Source organism: Rhodococcus sp. 008, from assembly GCF_001682295.1.
Classification (GTDB): domain Bacteria; phylum Actinomycetota; class Actinomycetes; order Mycobacteriales; family Mycobacteriaceae; genus Rhodococcus_F; species Rhodococcus_F qingshengii.
Genome location: NZ_CP015203.1, coordinates 293,798 through 309,562, shown reverse-complemented (window position 1 = coordinate 309,562; position 15,765 = coordinate 293,798). Strand labels below are relative to the sequence as shown.

Below are 15,765 nucleotides of genomic sequence, written 5' to 3'. Positions count from 1 at the left end.
TGTGTGGGCGCTTTCGGTGAGGTGACTCTGACCCCCCCAATACTCTGTCAACATACGTGTTGATTAATTTCAAGGCAAGAAGGATCTTGGCCGTGCATTTACCTTGCAGTGCTCAGATGCGAGAGTTTCAACCAAGCTGTTGACTAGAGACCTAGGGAAGTTGGCATGGCTCCACCACCAAACGCTCGCGGTATCACAGGACCCAAACCTTGGGCGGTTCTCGGCTGCGGGATCGCACTGGATTCGTGTGCGCTGTTGCCCGTGGGCTTCCTGGGCGCTTTCGCTGTCGATCTGCAGTCGGATTTGCGAGTCGATTCAACCTTCATCGGGCTGGCCGTCGCCGCGTTCTTTTTCTTCGGTAGCCTCACCGCCCTGACGATTGGAACGAGCATCGATGCTTACGGACCACGGAGGGTGGCGGTCATTGCAGGCGCAACGACCGCTGTGGCAAATTGCGTGGTAGGACTCTCGGGCTATTCGCCTTTGATGGTTGTCGCAGCCAGCGCGCTTGCCGGGGCAGCCTTCTCCTTGACGATGCCCGCGACGAACGCAGTGTTGGGTGCGGCGGTGACAGCGAAATACCGCACGCTAGCCGTGTGTGTGAAGCAGTCGGCAGTGCCGGCAGCGCTCATAGTTGCCACACTCGCCGTTCCCCTGCTCGGCGGTAAGGGAGGGTGGCGAGCCGGCTATGTCCTGGCCGCTTTCGTGACCGTCTCGGTTGTTCCGATTTTCGCTCGGTGCACCCGTTTCGTCGTCCCCCGCTCGCGACTACCTGTAGACGGGGGAGAGATAACGGGGCGTCAGGCGCAAAGAGCGGTTGCGCGTTTCGGTGTAGCCACAATGCTGGCATCCCTCTTACCGGGTGCATTGACCGGCTTCGCAGCCTTGTCTCTTGTCGGAGCCGGATCATCCATCGGAGCAGCAGTGCTTGTACTTGCCGTGGCGAACGCCTGCGGGATCGCGATGCGAGTCGTGAGCGGCGCTCTCGCACAGCACTATCGGTTGACGAGCTGGCTTCCGGTCTCGGCGATGATGGTTGCCGGAGCTGTGGGTGCCTTTCTTCTGTCAAGTGGTGTCCTCATTCTCACCATTGTCGGCACCTTGTTGGCATTCGGAATAGGGTGGGGCTGGTCAGGTCTCACCTACGCATTGGTGTTGGCTTCCGCTCCCGGCAATCCCGGATCCACAGGCGCGGTGATTCAAGCGGGCGGCATGCTCGGCTCGGCATGCGGTCCTGTGCTTATGGCGCTGATGGCGGAGTGGCTCGGAATGTCTGTTGGGTGGATCGGCATTGGTATCGCAATTCTGGTCGCCGGAATAGTGGTGGCACGCGGAATGGAAGGGGCTTCAACCTGACAGTCAGGTTGCCGACGAACGAACCGAAGTAGTTGGCGCGCAAGAGTCGTTGCTCAGACTGTTGTCTTGGCATGCAAAATGCCCAGAGCCGAAACGGTTCTGGGCATTTCTGAGCTACATCACGTGATGCTTCAGACCGCGTGTTCGGATGACCGGTTTCTGGATTCGACCTCTACTGGGGGTGCGGACTGCGCCGTGGTGCCACGGTTCATTTTCGATCTTCCCGCCAGGATGCAAACGGCTGTGACCGTGGCAGAACCGATGAGCAACAACGAAATTGGGACGAACGAGTCGAAGCGACCGTACAGGGCTGCTGCGGCAAGCGGGGCCAGTCCACCTCCTATTGTCGCGCCGATCTGATATCCGAGGGAAACACCGGAATATCTGAGGTGTGCAGGAAAAAGTTCGTGCATCAACGCAGGCAGCGGCCCTTGAATAGCTGCCACCGACAGTTGAGCGACAACAATGGCAATGATGATCGAAACCGCGTTTCCGATATTGACCAAAACGAAAACCGGGAATGCCCATAGCGCAAGCCCGGCTACGCCAGCCAAGAAAACGGTTGGCCGTCCCAGCTTGTCCGACAACTTGCCGAAGAAGATGATGGCAGGAACTTGAATGCACGCACTCAAAATAACGGCTGACAACAAGAGATTATATGAAATCCCCTGTGTTTTTCCGTAAGAGAGAACGTATACGGAGAATAGATAGAATCCGACGCCGGTAGTCAGGACTGTTCCGGCGCCAACCACGACATTGAAGGGATGTCTGCGCAGTACGTCCACGATGGGGAACTTCGAATCTGCAGCGTCACTCTTCGAGGCTTTCTCGGCGGCAGTGGTATCTTCGATGCGAAAGTGTGCGTACAAGCCCACGCCCGCGAGCGAAATGCTCAGGAGAAACGGAATGCGCCACCCCCATGACTCGAGCTGATCGGACGTCGTGTATTCGGTAATCAGCAAGAAGATGCTGGTAGATGCGATGAGCCCCACGGGTGGGCCCAGTTGGGCCAGACTCCCGTAAAAGCCGCGGCGGTTTTCCGTAGCGTTTTCGGTCGCGATCAGCACGGCTCCGCCGAATTGGCCACCAACTGCAATCCCCTGGAACAGCCGAAGGGCTACCAGCAGAATAGGGGCTAGCGCGCCGATCGAGGAATAAGTCGGAAGGAGTCCGATGAAGGTTGTCGCCGCAGCCATCATGAAGATGGCGATCACAAGCATCCTTTTACGCCCGAGACGGTCGCCGAAGTGTCCGAATACGATACCGCCGAGAGGGCGGGCCAGAAAGCCGACACCGAAGGTCGCGAAGGACAGTAGTGTGCCCATCAGCGGGTCAACACTGGGAAAGAAGATCTTGTTGAAAACTAATGCGGCCGCAGTACCGTATATAAAGAAATCATACCATTCGATGGCGGAACTCAAGGTGCTCGATATTACGATCTTGCGTAACGGCATTCGTTGTTTTCCGGGGGAGGTGGCACCGGTCATTTTTCCTTCTTTCGGCCAAAAGGTCGCTCGGGAAGCGGAGGTGTAGTGATGATCGGCATTCACGGCGACGCAGGTAGTTGCGATCGTTAACCGAATACGTCCACTGGGAGTGATGTGTGCTGCGTCACGCAAATGTATCAACGGGCGTGTTGATTGACAACCCCTGTGTACAGAGGCTTGTTTGAATAAGCGGACCGATGGACCTGATCATTGCGATCAGCCGGCATCGGGTGAGATGACATCGCATGTGCACGACGGCTAGGCCTGTACGGCTATGTGCTCGTACAGGCCTAGCGGTGGAACTCTGCACTCTCAGCCTAAAGGATCGGATCTGAAAAACGCTGTGCGACAGAGACTTATGCTGCCATTGGTATTCATGTTCACGTCGCTGGCGTGTCCCTGCCGCTCCTGAAACGCTCGGCCTGGCGAATCACCGCACCCTCGGGAGCCAATGCATGACACGCGCCTCCGAGTTGCGGAGCAAAATCCAAACTGGCTCCGATCCATTCACCGCTTGCCCGACTGTCCGGTCCGTAGGTTGCGGTCCTGTTCATCCGCTGGAAGTAGATCAAAGTAGTCACCTCCGACAAACCGAGGAGCAACGTGGTGACATGCGTACATCCAGCCGATCCGCCGAGTCGATCCAAGACCCGACGACGCCACCCCGACATCAGACTATGGCCGATCAAATCCATCGAAGCGGGGATTATGAAGGGACACTGAGGGAACGGGTGTGTCTTCGCCTCCACGTCTAGGGCGGTCAGGTGAAGGTCGTTGCCGTTGATACGGCCGGAGATACCGAAGTGGTGGATTATGCGGGAATCGCCGGGTACTTCATAATCGCCGTGGAACGACTCGTCCAGTAATGACGCTGTGAAGGTGAATGAGTCTCCGCCTTCCGGCTCTACTTCGAGACACTTCGTCCGCCTGCTTCGTCGTCGCGGACCATCGTCTGTCATCACACACAACCCCTTTCGGTTATTCGCCTCAGGCGTGAGTTACTCCTGTGGAACTGGCGGGTTCGAATACGAGTGCGCGTTGCCGCAGGTGCCACCCGTGCGCCTCGCGGTCCCATGTGTCGGCGCCCGGACCTGACTTACGGAGTTTGTACTTTTCGATCTTGGCTGTGGGAGTTCGCGGGAAATCGGTCACGATGTCGAAGTACCGGGGGATCATGAAATAGGGCATGACCTGGGCGCAATGCCTGAGCAGTTGTTCTGGAGTGAGTGCCTCACCCTCCTTCAGCTTGGCCAGAACCCACACTTCGTCTTCTCCGACACTCGACGGGCCCGGAATAGCAACAGCTTCCGCGACGGCGGGGTGTCGACAAAGCAGGTTTTCCACCTCGTAGGACGAGATGTTCTCGCCCCGCCGGCGGAGTGAGTCAGAGGCACGGTCCTCGAACCAGAACCACCCGTCAGGGTCGACTCGCCCGCGATCGCCGGAGTGGAACCACAGATTCCGCCACGCCTTGACGGTCTGATCCGGCATGCCGATGTATCCGGCGCCGAGGAGGAACGGCAGTTTCGGGCGGACGGCGATCTCGCCGGATTGCCCGACCGGAACTTCACGGTCGTGAGCGTCGACGATCCGAACCTCGTAATACGGGCTTTGACGCCCACATGAGCCGGGCATGTAGTCCTCCGATGGACTGCGGAAGATAGGCAGTCCCACTTCGGTCGATCCGAATACCGTGGTCATGTGGCATCCGAACCGCCGCTCGAACTCTTCGTGAATTTCTGCGGGGTCCGGCACCGCGTACACCGTGCGGATACTGGTGTTCTTGTCGTCCGGTTTCTCCGGCTGAGCCAGCAACATGTTGCAGACCCCGCCGACACCGATGAAGTTTGTCACTCCGTAGCGCCGGACTTCCTCCCAGAAGGTGGTCACACTCAGTCGCGGCTGTAGTCGCATGCGAGCATTCATCGCCAGTGTCGCAATGGTGAGGAATTTTCCGCTCATATGAAAGAACGGCAAGAAATTCAGGAGGACGTCGTCGCGCTTCAGCTGGTTGACCTCGGCGTACATGAGGCCGTATGCGGCTAGGTAGTGATGGGTCAAGATCACGCCTTTGGACGGCCCGGTCGTACCGGAGGTGAAGACGATGCCGGCGACGCTGTCGAAGGTCACGTCGATACCGAGATTCGAATCGTCATTCGGCTCGAGCAGTGCCGCAAAATCATGCCACCGAGTGCCGTCCGTCGAGGGCGCCGATGTACCCCGGACCACCACGTCTGCGATGGAGACTTCGCCGTCGGGTAAATCGGCGAGGCGCGAAGCGTAGCCCTCGTCCACCATCGCAAAGGTCACCTCACCGGTTTTGATCTGATGGACCAGCATTGCCCCGTGGTACGCGGTGTTCACGGGCACTTCGACAGCGCCGAGCTTCGCGAGAGCGAACCACGCCGCCAGATAATCGGGCGAGGTGTCCATCATTACTAATACATGGGTATCGGAACCGACCCCGAGCGCTGCCAGGTTTCGTGCAACGGTATTCACGCGCCGGTTGAAGTCGCCAACAGTGGTTTCGGTGTCGCCCCAGCTGAAGAAGACATCTCCATCGCTCCGTGAGGCTCGTTCTTCGAGAATCCTGACGATCGTGACGTTCTCGGTGTCGAGCTCGCTGAGATAGCGTCCGTTCATGTCGTGCTCCTGATCTCAGTGCGTGTCAGAGGTGCTGCGCTAGTTCGAAAGCGATTGTGCGCGAAGAATATCGAGCGCGTCGGGAAATGTGATGCTGCCTCGGCTCACGACCGAGTCCGGATCGGCGCCGAGAAGGATCTTCTTGACCGGCTTCTCGAGTCGTTTCCCAGTGAGAGTGCGCGGTAGATGGTTCAACCTGATGAGTCGATCGGGAACATGTCTCGGCGACATCTCTTCGCGCAGCGCGGCCCGAACTCGCGTGGTGAACTCGACTTCGTCGACCGACTCGGCAAGCGCAACCAACAGCACGAGCTCACCCGGACCCGCGTCAGGGTCCTCGAGGTGCACGACCAACGAGTCCTCGACATCGGGAAACTTGTCGAGCACCGAGTAGAAGTCCGAGGTGCCGAGTCTTACCCCGCCTCGATTCAAAGTGGCGTCGGAGCGTCCGGTGATGACGCAGGAAAGGTCCTCGCGAAACAATGCCCAATCGCCGTGCGACCACACACCCTGATGTTTCGAGAAGTACGTCTCCATGAGGCGAGTCCCATCATCCCCCCAGAGAGCAACAGGCATGGACGGCATGGGGGAGAGGATCGAAAGCTCGCCGAATTCGCCGAACAAGCGGCGACCGTCTTTGTCGAGCGCCGCCACATTCGCGCCCAGGGTGGGCGCAGCTATTTCACCTGCGCGCACCGGGGAGAGCGGTGAACCCCCGACAAATGCCGAACAGATGTCGGTTCCACCCGAAACGGAGCTCAGAACGATATCGTCGCCCACTGCCTCGTAGATCCACCGGTAGCCTGCTGCCGATAGCGGCGAACCCGTCGATCCGACCCCTCGAAGCGCGCTCAAGTCGAGATCACGCCCAGGGGTCAGTTCCGCATCTGCCGAGTTGCCGATGTGACCGGCCGAGGTGCCGAAGTAGGTGACCCGCTCGTCCGCGACCAACTGCCACAACGCGTCGGCCCGGGGAAACGCAGGGTCCCCGTCGAAACACACCAACGACGCTCCATGCATCAGTGCGGACACTGCGTAATTCCACACCATCCACCCTGTCGTGGAATGCCAGAAGTACCGGTCTCCGGCACTGACATCGTTGTGCAGACCCAGGGCTTTGGCATGCTCGAGCAGAATGCCGCCGTGCCCATGGACGATGGCCTTGGGAAGGCCGGTCGTTCCGGAGCTGAAGAGCACATACAGGGGATGATCGAAACTGACGCGCTCGAATTCGAGATCGGCGTGCTCGCTGAGCAAAGCCTCCCAGGAAGTGATACCTGTGGTTGAGCCAGCGTCGTGCAGGTAGTCGAGCAGCACGGTGTGCTGCAGTGTGGGCAGGCCGGCGCGGATCGCTTCCACGATCTGACGACGGTCGATTGCCTTGGAGCCGTACCGATAGCCATCGACCGCAAGGAGAACGGTCGGCTCGATCTGAGAGAAACGATCTATCACGGCTTTGGCGCCGAATTCCGGTGGGCAACTCGCCCACACGGCACCGAGAGAGGCGGTGGCCAACATTGCGACCACGGTTTCCGGGATGTTCGGTAGATAGGCTGCGACTCGGTCATCGCGTCGTACGCCGAGTGCGAGCAACCCGGCGCGGCAGCGCGCCACGGCATCGCGCAGCTCATCCATCGTCAGTGCGACCCGCTGGCGTGTCTGCGAGATCCCGACCAAGGCCGGTCCGTCGATGTCTTGGCGCAGCGCATGTTCGGCGTACGAGAGCCGCGAACCGGGCATCCATTCCGCGCGAGGAGGTTCACGATCTCCGAGCACAACAGTGCGGTTGTCGATGTCAAGGTCGAAGAAATCGATCACCGAGGTCCAGAAGTCTGATGGACGTTCGACGGACCATTCCCACAAGGCCCGGTAGTGCGCCAACTGAAGACCGTGATCTTTCTCCGCGCGCCTCAGAAACTGGCCCATACGTGAATTCTCGAATGCCTGCGAGGTGGGCTCATAGAGCAACTCACCCCTCACCTGCGAGTCGGATTCGTGCGCGCTCACCGGTTCCCTCCGATCATGACACAGCCTTCTCGTTCCAGGAGTTCGATCTCGTCCTCGCCTCGGCCCAACTCTTCCAAGATTGTGGCAGTGTCGCGTCCCGCAGCGGGCGGTTGATGCGGCACCGGAGCGGGCCGATTCTGGAATCTGGGCAGCGGGGCCGGCTGAACCACGCCCGCGATGCCGATGTACGCTCCGCGCTCCTCGGATTCGGGAGATTGTATGGCTTCGTCGAATGTGAGAACCGGGCTGACGCAGGCGTCGACGCCGGAGAATGCGGTTGTCCACTCGTCTCGGTTTTTGCTTCTGAAGACTGCAGTCAGTTCGGCCGTGAGTGCGGCGATGTCGAGGGCGTCGTTGCGCTGCCACAGGTCTTGATCGAGGCCGAGGGTGCGCAGCATGGCGTCGTAGAATTGCGGTTCGATTGCACCGACGGCCATGTAGCCACCGTCGCGTGTTTCGTAGGTGCGGTACCACGGGCGGCTGCCGTCGAACGTATTCTGTCCTCGGTCGTGCCACAGTCCGGCTGCCGCCATTCCGAGGGTTGCCGTGTTCAGGGAAGCGACGCCGTCGACGATTGCAGAGTCCACCACCGTTCCGATTCCGGTGTGGTCGCGTTCGTGTAGCGCGGCGAGGACGCCGAGTACCAGAAACACGCCTCCTCCGGCGTAGTCTCCGAGCAAGTTCAACGGTATCGGTGGCGGGTCGGACGGGTTACCCATGGCGTACAGTGCGCCCGTTGCAGCGACGTAGTTGATGTCGTGACCAGCAGTCTTCGCCAGCGGCCCGTTTTGGCCCCACCCGGTCATGCGGGCGTAGACAAGGCGCTCGTTGAGAGCATGTGAGTCTTCGGGCCCGACGCCGAGGCGCTCGGCGACGCCGGGGCGCATGCCCTCGATCAGCACGTCTGCACCTCGAATGAGGTCGGTGACGATTGTGTGCCCCCGTTCGTCGCGAAGGTTGACTGCGATACTGCGCTGACCGCGCCGGCGGGGATCGCCTTCGGGAGGCATCGACCCGGCGAGGGTCGGGACGCGGTCGACCACCACGACATCTGCACCCATGTCGGCAAGCAGCATAGCGGCGTAGGGGCCGGGTCCTAGGGACGACAGATGGACGACGCGTATCCCATGGAGAGGACCTGTAGTTGCAGGTTGCGAGCCGGTCATGATCGACGTCGGTTCGGTTGGTCGAGGAACGCCGCAAAGCCTGCCTGCGCCTCCGGGGTGCGGTACCCCTGAAGAGCTACCTCTGCCTCCTCGGCGAGACCGGCGTCGAGGCCACGGTCGAACGCAGCCCACGTCAGTTCCTTGGTCCGCGCCACAGCCCAGGGACTGTGCCCGGCGATGGTCTGCGCCCATTCTGTAGCTGTGTTCATCACCTGATCGTCGTCGACGACGACGTTGGCGAGGCCCATTGCTGCAGCTTCCTCGCCGGAGACGTACTTCGACAGCAACAGCAGTTCGAGGGCTTTGCTGGCACCGATCAGCCTGGGCAGTCGTTGACTTTGCCCGGCGCCTTGCACTGCGCCACGTTTGAGACCGGATGGACCGATGTGGGATCCGCGGCCTACGATTCGCAGGTCACAGGTCAGTGCGAGTGCAAATCCGCCACCGACGGCGTAACCTTGGATCGCAGCGATGTACGGCTTCCGCGCTGGCCACGGCCGCGGAATGGCAGGTGGCCCGCCGCCGTCCGGGCCAAACGCGTTGGCCGCTTGATAGCCGTTAATGTCTCCTCCCGCGCAGAAGGTCTCGCCCTCACCGCGGATGATGGCGACGCGGATGTCATCATCTTCTTCGACGCGTTCATAGGCTGCGGTCAAACCCTCACGCATCGGGGCATCGACCGCATTCTTGCGAGTCGGATTACTGAGCGTGATGGTGGCGACGTGTCGGTCAATACTCAGATCGGTGGATCCCATGTCAATTCTTCCGGGTCGGGGTGAATGGAATGACGCCCGCACGTTGAATTCGGCTGTGCAGTGGGCGTCCCAGCGTGCGTTCGGCTATCGCGCCGGCGTCCAGGAGGGATGCCGTGTCGATACCGGTGGAGATGCCCATCTGCTTCAGAGCAGCGACCAGATCTTCGGTGGCAACGTTTCCGCTTTCTCCGACGAATCCTTGATCCACCGCGGCAGGTTCTCCCCCGACACCTCCGAGACTGGCGTCGACCGTGCGGGCCCCGGACTCGATGGCTGCGATCGTGTTCGCTATTCCGCAACCACGGTTGTCGTGAAAATGAGCAATGAATTCGACGTCGGGCCAACGCTTTACAGCGAGGGAGAAGAGTTCGCGTACGGTTCGAGGGTCTGCCATGCCCGTTGTGTCGCCGAACATCATCGAGCGGATACCGATGCTGTGGGCCCAGTCGACGACGGCGAATACATCGTCGCGAGGTACTTCGCCTTGAATGGGACAGCCGTATGCGGTAGCGACGCCGAGCAATGTGTCGATCCCGTCGTTGCGCAAGCATTCGACCATTGCGCTGACTTCGCGTCGGTGGGCTTGATGGTCACGGCGCAGGTTGGCCAGGTTGTGTTTCTCGCTGACCGAGAACGGGATGCCGCAACGGTCGATTCGCCGTATCTGTTTGTGGGCCTCGACAACTCGAAGCGCTCCTTTGACGTTGACAGTGAGCACGCGGGTTAACACGTCAGCGGGAACAGCGCCTAAAACGTCTATCGCATCCGCGAACTGGGGTACAACGCTCGTCGGAACAAACGAAGTCACATCGATCTCGCGAATGCCACTTGCCGCGACCGCTTCGAGAAGTTCGACCTTTGCTGCAGTCGGAACGAATTCGTTCCATCCCTGGATGCCGTCACGCAACCAGGCCTCGCACACGACAACGTCGACCTCGCTCAGCGCCGTCACCGCCTCCGGACCTGCCGCATCGGCGTCCGCAGGACGTTCAGCCGGGTGTTGCGTCATGGTGTCGGGTTTCCTCTCTTTACGGGTCAGACGATGGCGATCGGATGCACCGGGCTACCGACGCCGCCGATCAACGGCATCGGTGCGAGGGTGACCATGAACTGATCACGTGATCGGCCGGCCAGGCCTTCGAGATCGAGCAGCTCCACCAGATAGATTCCGCGATTGCGGATCAGCTCGACGTGCAGAGGTGCTGCATCCATCGGATCGGGCCAAGGTCCGTACTCCACCGCAATGTTGTCCGCGCCGACGTAGACGAAGCCCTGTTCATCGATCCACTCTGCGCAGTCCGGTGCAAGACCTGACCAGTGGTCTTCCGAGGCAGATCCATCGCGCCAGCGTTGCAACCATCCGGTTCGAATCAGAAGTGAATCACCGGATTCGGGTGTCACCCCGGTGTCGGCGACTGCACGACGAAGTTCGTCGACGTGAATTGGTCGTTCCCCGTCGGCGCACTCGTTGCCAAGGTCGACGAACACTGCTCGGGCGACGATGGGGCCTACATGTTCGATGCCCAACTTGAAAGCGCCACGGCTAGTTACCGAATTCGCAGAGTATCCGTTCCACATCAATCCGTCTTTCCAGACGTGGGAGAGTGCGTCCATGTGCGTTGTCCCGTGGGTGGACATCAGAACGTAGTCGTCGGCGAATCCGAAGCCGCGCTCTTCGAGTCCGGCAGCGTAGTCTCCGCCGTGTCTGGTCATAAAGTGTTGCAGCGGAGCACGTCCCTTGAAGTGCGGACCTCCGCCGGTCTTCATCTTCACCGCAAGTGAGACGACCTCACCCGTGGTCACGGCGGCGACTGCTCTGCGAACCGACTCGTCGGTGATGCGGTTGAGCGCACCTCGCTCGTCGTCGTCGCCCCAACGGCCCCATGCTGGACTTGTCATGCGTTTTCCTCTGCCGCTGGGGCCCATCGTGCTGGGCGTTTTTCGGAGAACGCGGCGAGACCCTCACGGGCATCGGGCATTCCAAGTCCGACGGTGAGCATGCCTTGGAGCATCTGCAGCTTGACTTCCAATCCGGTATTGACCGCCGCATAGAATGCTGTTCGGCCCAGAGCGACCGCCTGCGGCGAAGCCTTGCTCAGATCACGGACAAGCGTGGCCACGGTCTCATCGAGTTTCGATGCCTCTACCACAGTGGTGGCGAGTCCCATGCTCTGAGCCTCGGAGGCGCCGAATCGCCGTCCCGTCAGCATGAGCTGGAGGACCTGCTTCGGGGATAGTGCGTGAAGAAGCGGCACGGTGATCATGTACGGCCACAATCCGACATTCACCTCTGGAATACCGAAAACGGCATCGTCGCTTGCCACGAGGAAATCGCAGGCCGCCGCAAGACCACAACCTCCTGCGAGCGCGTATCCCTGCACTCGGGCGATCGTGGGCTTGCCGAGACCCCAGAGTTCGGTGAAGATCGCTGCCAGCTGAGATCGGCCCAGGTGGGCCTCGAGTTCACCGCCATCTTCGGCCATCTGCATCAAGTCTCCGCCGGCGCAGAACGCACGGTCGCCGGCGCCAGCGAGCACGACGACTCGTACGGCGTTGTCCGTCTTGGCCCGTCGAAGACCTTCGATCAACTGCGCGATCACCTGGTTCGACAGAGCGTTGCGCGCCTCCGGTCGATTGATAGTCACGAAAGCTGCGCCATCGCGTACGTCGTACAGAACTTCACTCATTCCGACGTGTCCCTTCTCGATCGAGTCAGTCAACACTGGATGACTCACTCCGTGAAAACTATCAACATATGTGTTGATAAACAAGATTGGTAGCATGATCGCGACCAGGAGGCAACGAATGAGTGACATCGCCAGAAGGCGTGCAGCTGCGGCCGCGTCCGCGGAAAACAATCCGGCGTATCAAGAACGCGTCAAGATGATCCGACGTGCTGCAGGCAAGGTATTTCACGAGCAAGGATTTCGTGGCACCAAACTCAACGACATCGCCGCGGAAGCCGGTGTCGACCGAGCGTCCCTTTACTACTACGTAGGCTCGAAAGAGCAGCTGTTTCGCGACGTGGTATCCGAGGCCGTCGCCGCCAACATTGCGTCCGCGGAGGCAATTGCCGCAGCCGACCTCGACGTAACAGAGAAGCTGTCCCAGATGATCAGAACGCTCATGGGGTCGTTCGAGGAATACTATCCCTACCTGTATGTATTCATGCAGGAGGACGTAACCAAGCTCTCGGGGAAGTCTCCCGATGCGGCGTGGATCACCACGGTGGAGGAGTGGAACCGACGCTACTTCCGTCTGGTCCGCTCAACGATCAGCGAGGGACTGACGACAGGGCAGTTCCGCACGGCTTTACCGGCCGGTGTGGTGGCGAACTGCATCATCGGAATGCTGAACTACTCGAATCAGTGGTTCCGCCCGGGAGGCCTGATGGACGCCGAGGAGATCGGGACCGGAGTTTCGGATCTCATCATTTCTGGACTGAAAAGCGGAGCCGGATTCGTCAACGAATCTGTTGACATCTAGCCCGGTCAACGAATACGTTGATACCACCTAGTGAACAGTGAGGTGGTAACCCGTGTTTCAGCTTGAGATGACCCCGGAGCAACAAGCGTTCGTCGAGTCGATCAGCAACGTATGCCGCAAATTCGACGACAGCTACTGGACTGACCACGATCAGAACCACAAGTTTCCCGACGCATTTTTCGAAGCTATGGTCGAGGTCGGCGTTGTAGGGATGCTCGCGCAGCCGGAGTACGGCGGCGCGGGGGCCTCCATCGAGGATGCGGCATTGGCGCTGCAAACAATTGCAGCGAGTGGTGCGGGAATCAACGGGTGCTCTGCAGTTCACCTGTCGATGTTTGGTTTCCACCCGGTAGTACTGCACGCGTCTGCAGAACTGCAGAAAAAGTACCTGCCACGGGTAGCGTCCGGCGAAATTCACGTGTCGTTCAGTGTGACCGAACCGGATGCAGGTAGCGATACAGGGCGGATTTCGACCCGCGCCCACGAGACAGAAGACGGGTGGCGATTGCGTGGGCGCAAGGTTTGGATGACCAAGGCTCAGCAGTCGTCGGCGGCGCTCGTTCTCGCACGCACCTCGCCGGTCGAGGAAGGCAAGCGCCCGATCGATGGACTGTCCCTCTTCGTTGTGGACCTGGACCCCGAATACGTGACGATCAACCCGATCGCCAAGATGGGCAGGAATGCGGTGTCGAGTTGTGAGGTGGTGTTCGACGACCTGCCGATTCCGAGGGAAAACCTGGTCGGCGAACTCGGCAAAGGTTTTTACACCATCCTCGACGGCTTGAATCCCGAACGCATACTCGTTGCTGCCGAAGCTGTCGGCCTGGGGCAGGTAGCGCTCGATCGCGCGACGAATTACGCGAACGAGCGCATCGTATTCGGTCGTCCCATCGGTAAGAACCAGGGCATTCAGCATCCCTTGGCCGACGCCTACATGCAGCTACGAGGCGCGGCCGCGTTGGTCCAACAGGCAGCCCGCCTCTACGACAACGGACAGCAATGTGCCGTCGAGGCAAACACTGCCAAGTTCCTGGCCGGCCGCGCCGCCTTCTACGCCTGCGACCGTGCGGTCCAGACGCACGGCGGCATGGGCTATGCCGTCGAGTACCAAGTGGAGCGCTTCTTCCGGGAATCACGCATGCTGCGGATCACGCCGGTCAGTGAAGAACAGATCATGAACTACATCGCAGAGCACGAGTTGCACTTGCCGAGGTCGTACTGACCGTTCGCTTTCCGTCGATCCGTCCGGATATCGATCCAATTTGACTGCAGCTCACATCTAAAGATCAGTGTACGAAGCCATACCGATCGCAGCAGAAGGAGAAGAACATGGGAAAGCTAGACGGGCGAGTTGCCATCATCACCGGTGCGGCCCAGGGAATGGGAGAAGCACACGCAAGGCTCTTCGTGAAAGAGGGCGCAAAAGTGGTCTTCACCGATCTCAACGAAGAGCGGGGGCAGGCGATCGCGGAAGAGCTGGGCGAGAACGCGCACTTCATCCGGCAGGATGTGACTTCACTGGCCGGATGGCAGAGCGTTCTAGAGGAAACGGAATCGACATTCGGGCCCGTCACTATTCTCGTGAACAATGCCGGCATCATCGGCCCCGTCGTCCCGACACTCGACTTGAGTGAAGAAGATTACCTGAAAGTGGTTGCGGTAAACCAGCACTCGCAGTTCTTCGGAATGAAGACGGTCATACCGTCCATGCAGAAGGCCGGCGGTGGCTCCATTGTCAATATCTCCTCCACTGCCGGCATGGTCTCCATCGTCGGGTCTCCGAATGTTGCCTACGTCGGAAGTAAGTTTGCGTCACGCGGAATGACCAAACATGTTGCAGTCCAGTACGGCCCGGACAACATTCGAGTGAATTCTGTCCATCCCGGTTACATCAAGACCCCGATGATGGCAGCCGCCAGTGGCGCCGACGGAGGCGGAATCACTGCCGATATCCCGCTGCGCCGAATGGCTGAACCCGAAGAAGTTGCAAAGCTCGTACTGTTCTTGGCCTCTGAAGATTCCTCATACATCAGCGGTATGGAGCACGTGATCGACGCTGGGCTAACTGCACAGTAGTTTTCAGTCATATTCCGAACCGACGAGATATCGCTGTCGTACACTTCGTTACTTGAGCCGCGCTGCGGAGTGAGCAATTATCTTGTCCGACGCATCATGGGACCGCAGTGCCGCGATACCGGGTGCTGCCAATTGTCGATGACTGGGATCTAGTGCCAGTGGTGCCGCTTGACATGAGTTCACGCAGTTTCGAGCTCAGAAGTGGTCCCAATGGATGCGGGGAGGGCGTACGACTTTCGTAGTTGACCTACCACGTCTGTTGGCGATTCGTGGTCCTTGGTGCTCCGATCCTCAGTTACGGCCGTTGAATACGTTCATTGAAAAATTGGCGATGGCACGACTTGGTTGTGGTCTTCTGTCGGCCAAGACAAGGATGAAAGGCAATGAGCGTTGGAGGACGGTCACCGAAACGGGCAGCAAACCATAGTTGATTGCGACGAGCTCGACCGATTTCTCTCACTACGCGAATCGATCGATAACCTAGACAGCGCACTCGTACATTTGCTGGCAGAGCGGTTCAAGCTCACACAAGAAATCGGCCTTCTAAAGGCCCGGAACGGGCTTCCTCCCACGGATCCGGACCGCGAGATCCGCCAGACCGCTCGGCTTCGAGCACTAGCGATTGATGCCAACCTCGACCCAGAATTTACCGAAAAGTGGTTCAAGCTCGTCGTTTCTGAGGTGGTGAGTCATCACGAAATCATCGCCGCGAGGGAAGAATGAGTAGCTAAATGGTCGACCTCGACCGCCACAGAACCGGCTGGGTCGTTTAAACCATGGCGGTCGGAG

14 protein-coding genes are annotated in these 15,765 nt (G+C 59.6%); 5 read left to right on the top strand and 9 right to left on the bottom strand.

Annotated elements, in window-relative coordinates; genetic code table 11:
• Positions 1-165: 165 nt before the first annotated feature.
• On the top strand, positions 166-1,356 hold the full coding sequence (locus AOT96_RS31825; RefSeq protein WP_058227864.1) for an MFS transporter: 1,191 nt from the start codon (positions 166-168) through the stop codon (positions 1,354-1,356).
• A 131-nt stretch (positions 1,357-1,487) separates the two neighbouring features.
• On the opposite strand, the gene AOT96_RS31820 is transcribed toward AOT96_RS31825, so the two are convergent.
• The 9 genes from AOT96_RS31820 to AOT96_RS31780 form a co-directional block, all read right to left on the bottom strand.
• Positions 1,488-2,843 (bottom strand): MFS transporter, encoded by a 1,356-nt coding sequence (locus AOT96_RS31820; RefSeq protein WP_058227863.1) that lies wholly within the window; start codon positions 2,841-2,843, stop codon positions 1,488-1,490.
• 380 nt (positions 2,844-3,223) lie between these two features.
• Positions 3,224-3,802 carry a DUF2889 domain-containing protein gene (locus AOT96_RS36680; RefSeq protein ID WP_058227862.1) on the bottom strand — a complete coding sequence of 193 codons (579 nt, stop codon included), beginning with the start codon at positions 3,800-3,802 and terminating at the stop codon, positions 3,224-3,226.
• 28 nt (positions 3,803-3,830) lie between these two features.
• The gene (locus AOT96_RS31810) at positions 3,831-5,486 is read right to left on the bottom strand and encodes an AMP-binding protein (protein WP_058227861.1); all 1,656 of its coding nucleotides are present in this window, start codon (positions 5,484-5,486) and stop codon (positions 3,831-3,833) included.
• A gap of 39 nt (positions 5,487-5,525) precedes the next feature.
• Entirely contained in the window at positions 5,526-7,493 is a 1,968-nt protein-coding gene (locus AOT96_RS31805; protein ID WP_214516667.1) for an acetoacetate--CoA ligase, read from the bottom strand.
• Positions 7,490-8,659: a CaiB/BaiF CoA transferase family protein gene (locus AOT96_RS31800; protein ID WP_058227860.1), complete on the bottom strand. Its 1,170-nt coding sequence runs from the start codon at positions 8,657-8,659 to the stop codon at positions 7,490-7,492. The genes AOT96_RS31805 and AOT96_RS31800 overlap by 4 nt, the downstream gene beginning before the upstream one ends.
• Positions 8,656-9,414, bottom strand: coding sequence for an enoyl-CoA hydratase/isomerase family protein (locus AOT96_RS31795; RefSeq protein ID WP_058227859.1), 759 nt, complete (start codon positions 9,412-9,414; stop codon positions 8,656-8,658). The genes AOT96_RS31800 and AOT96_RS31795 overlap by 4 nt, the downstream gene beginning before the upstream one ends.
• Position 9,415: 1 nt before the next feature.
• Entirely contained in the window at positions 9,416-10,423 is a 1,008-nt protein-coding gene (locus AOT96_RS31790; protein ID WP_058227858.1) for a hypothetical protein, read from the bottom strand.
• A gap of 26 nt (positions 10,424-10,449) precedes the next feature.
• Complete coding sequence (locus tag AOT96_RS31785) at positions 10,450-11,313, bottom strand: cyclase family protein (RefSeq protein WP_058227857.1); 864 nt, start codon at positions 11,311-11,313, stop codon at positions 10,450-10,452.
• Positions 11,310-12,101, bottom strand: coding sequence for an enoyl-CoA hydratase/isomerase family protein (locus tag AOT96_RS31780; protein WP_063892142.1), 792 nt, complete (start codon positions 12,099-12,101; stop codon positions 11,310-11,312). The genes AOT96_RS31785 and AOT96_RS31780 overlap by 4 nt, the downstream gene beginning before the upstream one ends.
• A 118-nt stretch (positions 12,102-12,219) precedes the next feature.
• On the opposite strand from AOT96_RS31780, the gene AOT96_RS31775 reads away from it, so the two are divergent.
• The 4 genes from AOT96_RS31775 (at position 12,220) to AOT96_RS31760 (ending at position 15,699) form a co-directional block, all read left to right on the top strand.
• Positions 12,220-12,900 (top strand): TetR/AcrR family transcriptional regulator, encoded by a 681-nt coding sequence (locus AOT96_RS31775; protein WP_058227855.1) that lies wholly within the window; start codon positions 12,220-12,222, stop codon positions 12,898-12,900.
• A gap of 52 nt (positions 12,901-12,952) precedes the next feature.
• The gene (locus AOT96_RS31770) at positions 12,953-14,122 is read left to right on the top strand and encodes an acyl-CoA dehydrogenase family protein (protein WP_442978626.1); all 1,170 of its coding nucleotides are present in this window, start codon (positions 12,953-12,955) and stop codon (positions 14,120-14,122) included.
• A gap of 107 nt (positions 14,123-14,229) precedes the next feature.
• Positions 14,230-14,976 carry an SDR family NAD(P)-dependent oxidoreductase gene (locus AOT96_RS31765; protein WP_058227853.1) on the top strand — a complete coding sequence of 249 codons (747 nt, stop codon included), beginning with the start codon at positions 14,230-14,232 and terminating at the stop codon, positions 14,974-14,976.
• A 423-nt stretch (positions 14,977-15,399) separates the two neighbouring features.
• Positions 15,400-15,699 carry a chorismate mutase gene (locus AOT96_RS31760; protein ID WP_058227920.1) on the top strand — a complete coding sequence of 100 codons (300 nt, stop codon included), beginning with the start codon at positions 15,400-15,402 and terminating at the stop codon, positions 15,697-15,699.
• The last annotated feature ends 66 nt before the right edge of the window (positions 15,700-15,765 follow it).

Bases quoted from the DNA above. Each gene is read 5' to 3' on its own strand.
- AOT96_RS31795 (WP_058227859.1), bottom strand. From the start codon at position 9,414: ATGGGATCCACCGATCTGAGTATTGACCGACACGTCGCCACCATCACG.
- AOT96_RS31790 (WP_058227858.1), bottom strand. From the start codon at position 10,423: ATGACGCAACACCCGGCTGAACGTCCTGCGGACGCCGATGCGGCAGGT.
- AOT96_RS31785 (WP_058227857.1), bottom strand. From the start codon at position 11,313: ATGACAAGTCCAGCATGGGGCCGTTGGGGCGACGACGACGAGCGAGGT.
- AOT96_RS36680 (WP_058227862.1), bottom strand. From the start codon at position 3,802: ATGACAGACGATGGTCCGCGACGACGAAGCAGGCGGACGAAGTGTCTC.
- AOT96_RS31820 (WP_058227863.1), bottom strand. From the start codon at position 2,843: ATGACCGGTGCCACCTCCCCCGGAAAACAACGAATGCCGTTACGCAAG.
- AOT96_RS31825 (WP_058227864.1), top strand. From the start codon at position 166: ATGGCTCCACCACCAAACGCTCGCGGTATCACAGGACCCAAACCTTGG.
- AOT96_RS31775 (WP_058227855.1), top strand. From the start codon at position 12,220: ATGAGTGACATCGCCAGAAGGCGTGCAGCTGCGGCCGCGTCCGCGGAA.
- AOT96_RS31780 (WP_063892142.1), bottom strand. From the start codon at position 12,101: ATGAGTGAAGTTCTGTACGACGTACGCGATGGCGCAGCTTTCGTGACT.
- AOT96_RS31765 (WP_058227853.1), top strand. From the start codon at position 14,230: ATGGGAAAGCTAGACGGGCGAGTTGCCATCATCACCGGTGCGGCCCAG.
- AOT96_RS31800 (WP_058227860.1), bottom strand. From the start codon at position 8,659: ATGACCGGCTCGCAACCTGCAACTACAGGTCCTCTCCATGGGATACGC.
- AOT96_RS31810 (WP_058227861.1), bottom strand. From the start codon at position 5,486: ATGAACGGACGCTATCTCAGCGAGCTCGACACCGAGAACGTCACGATC.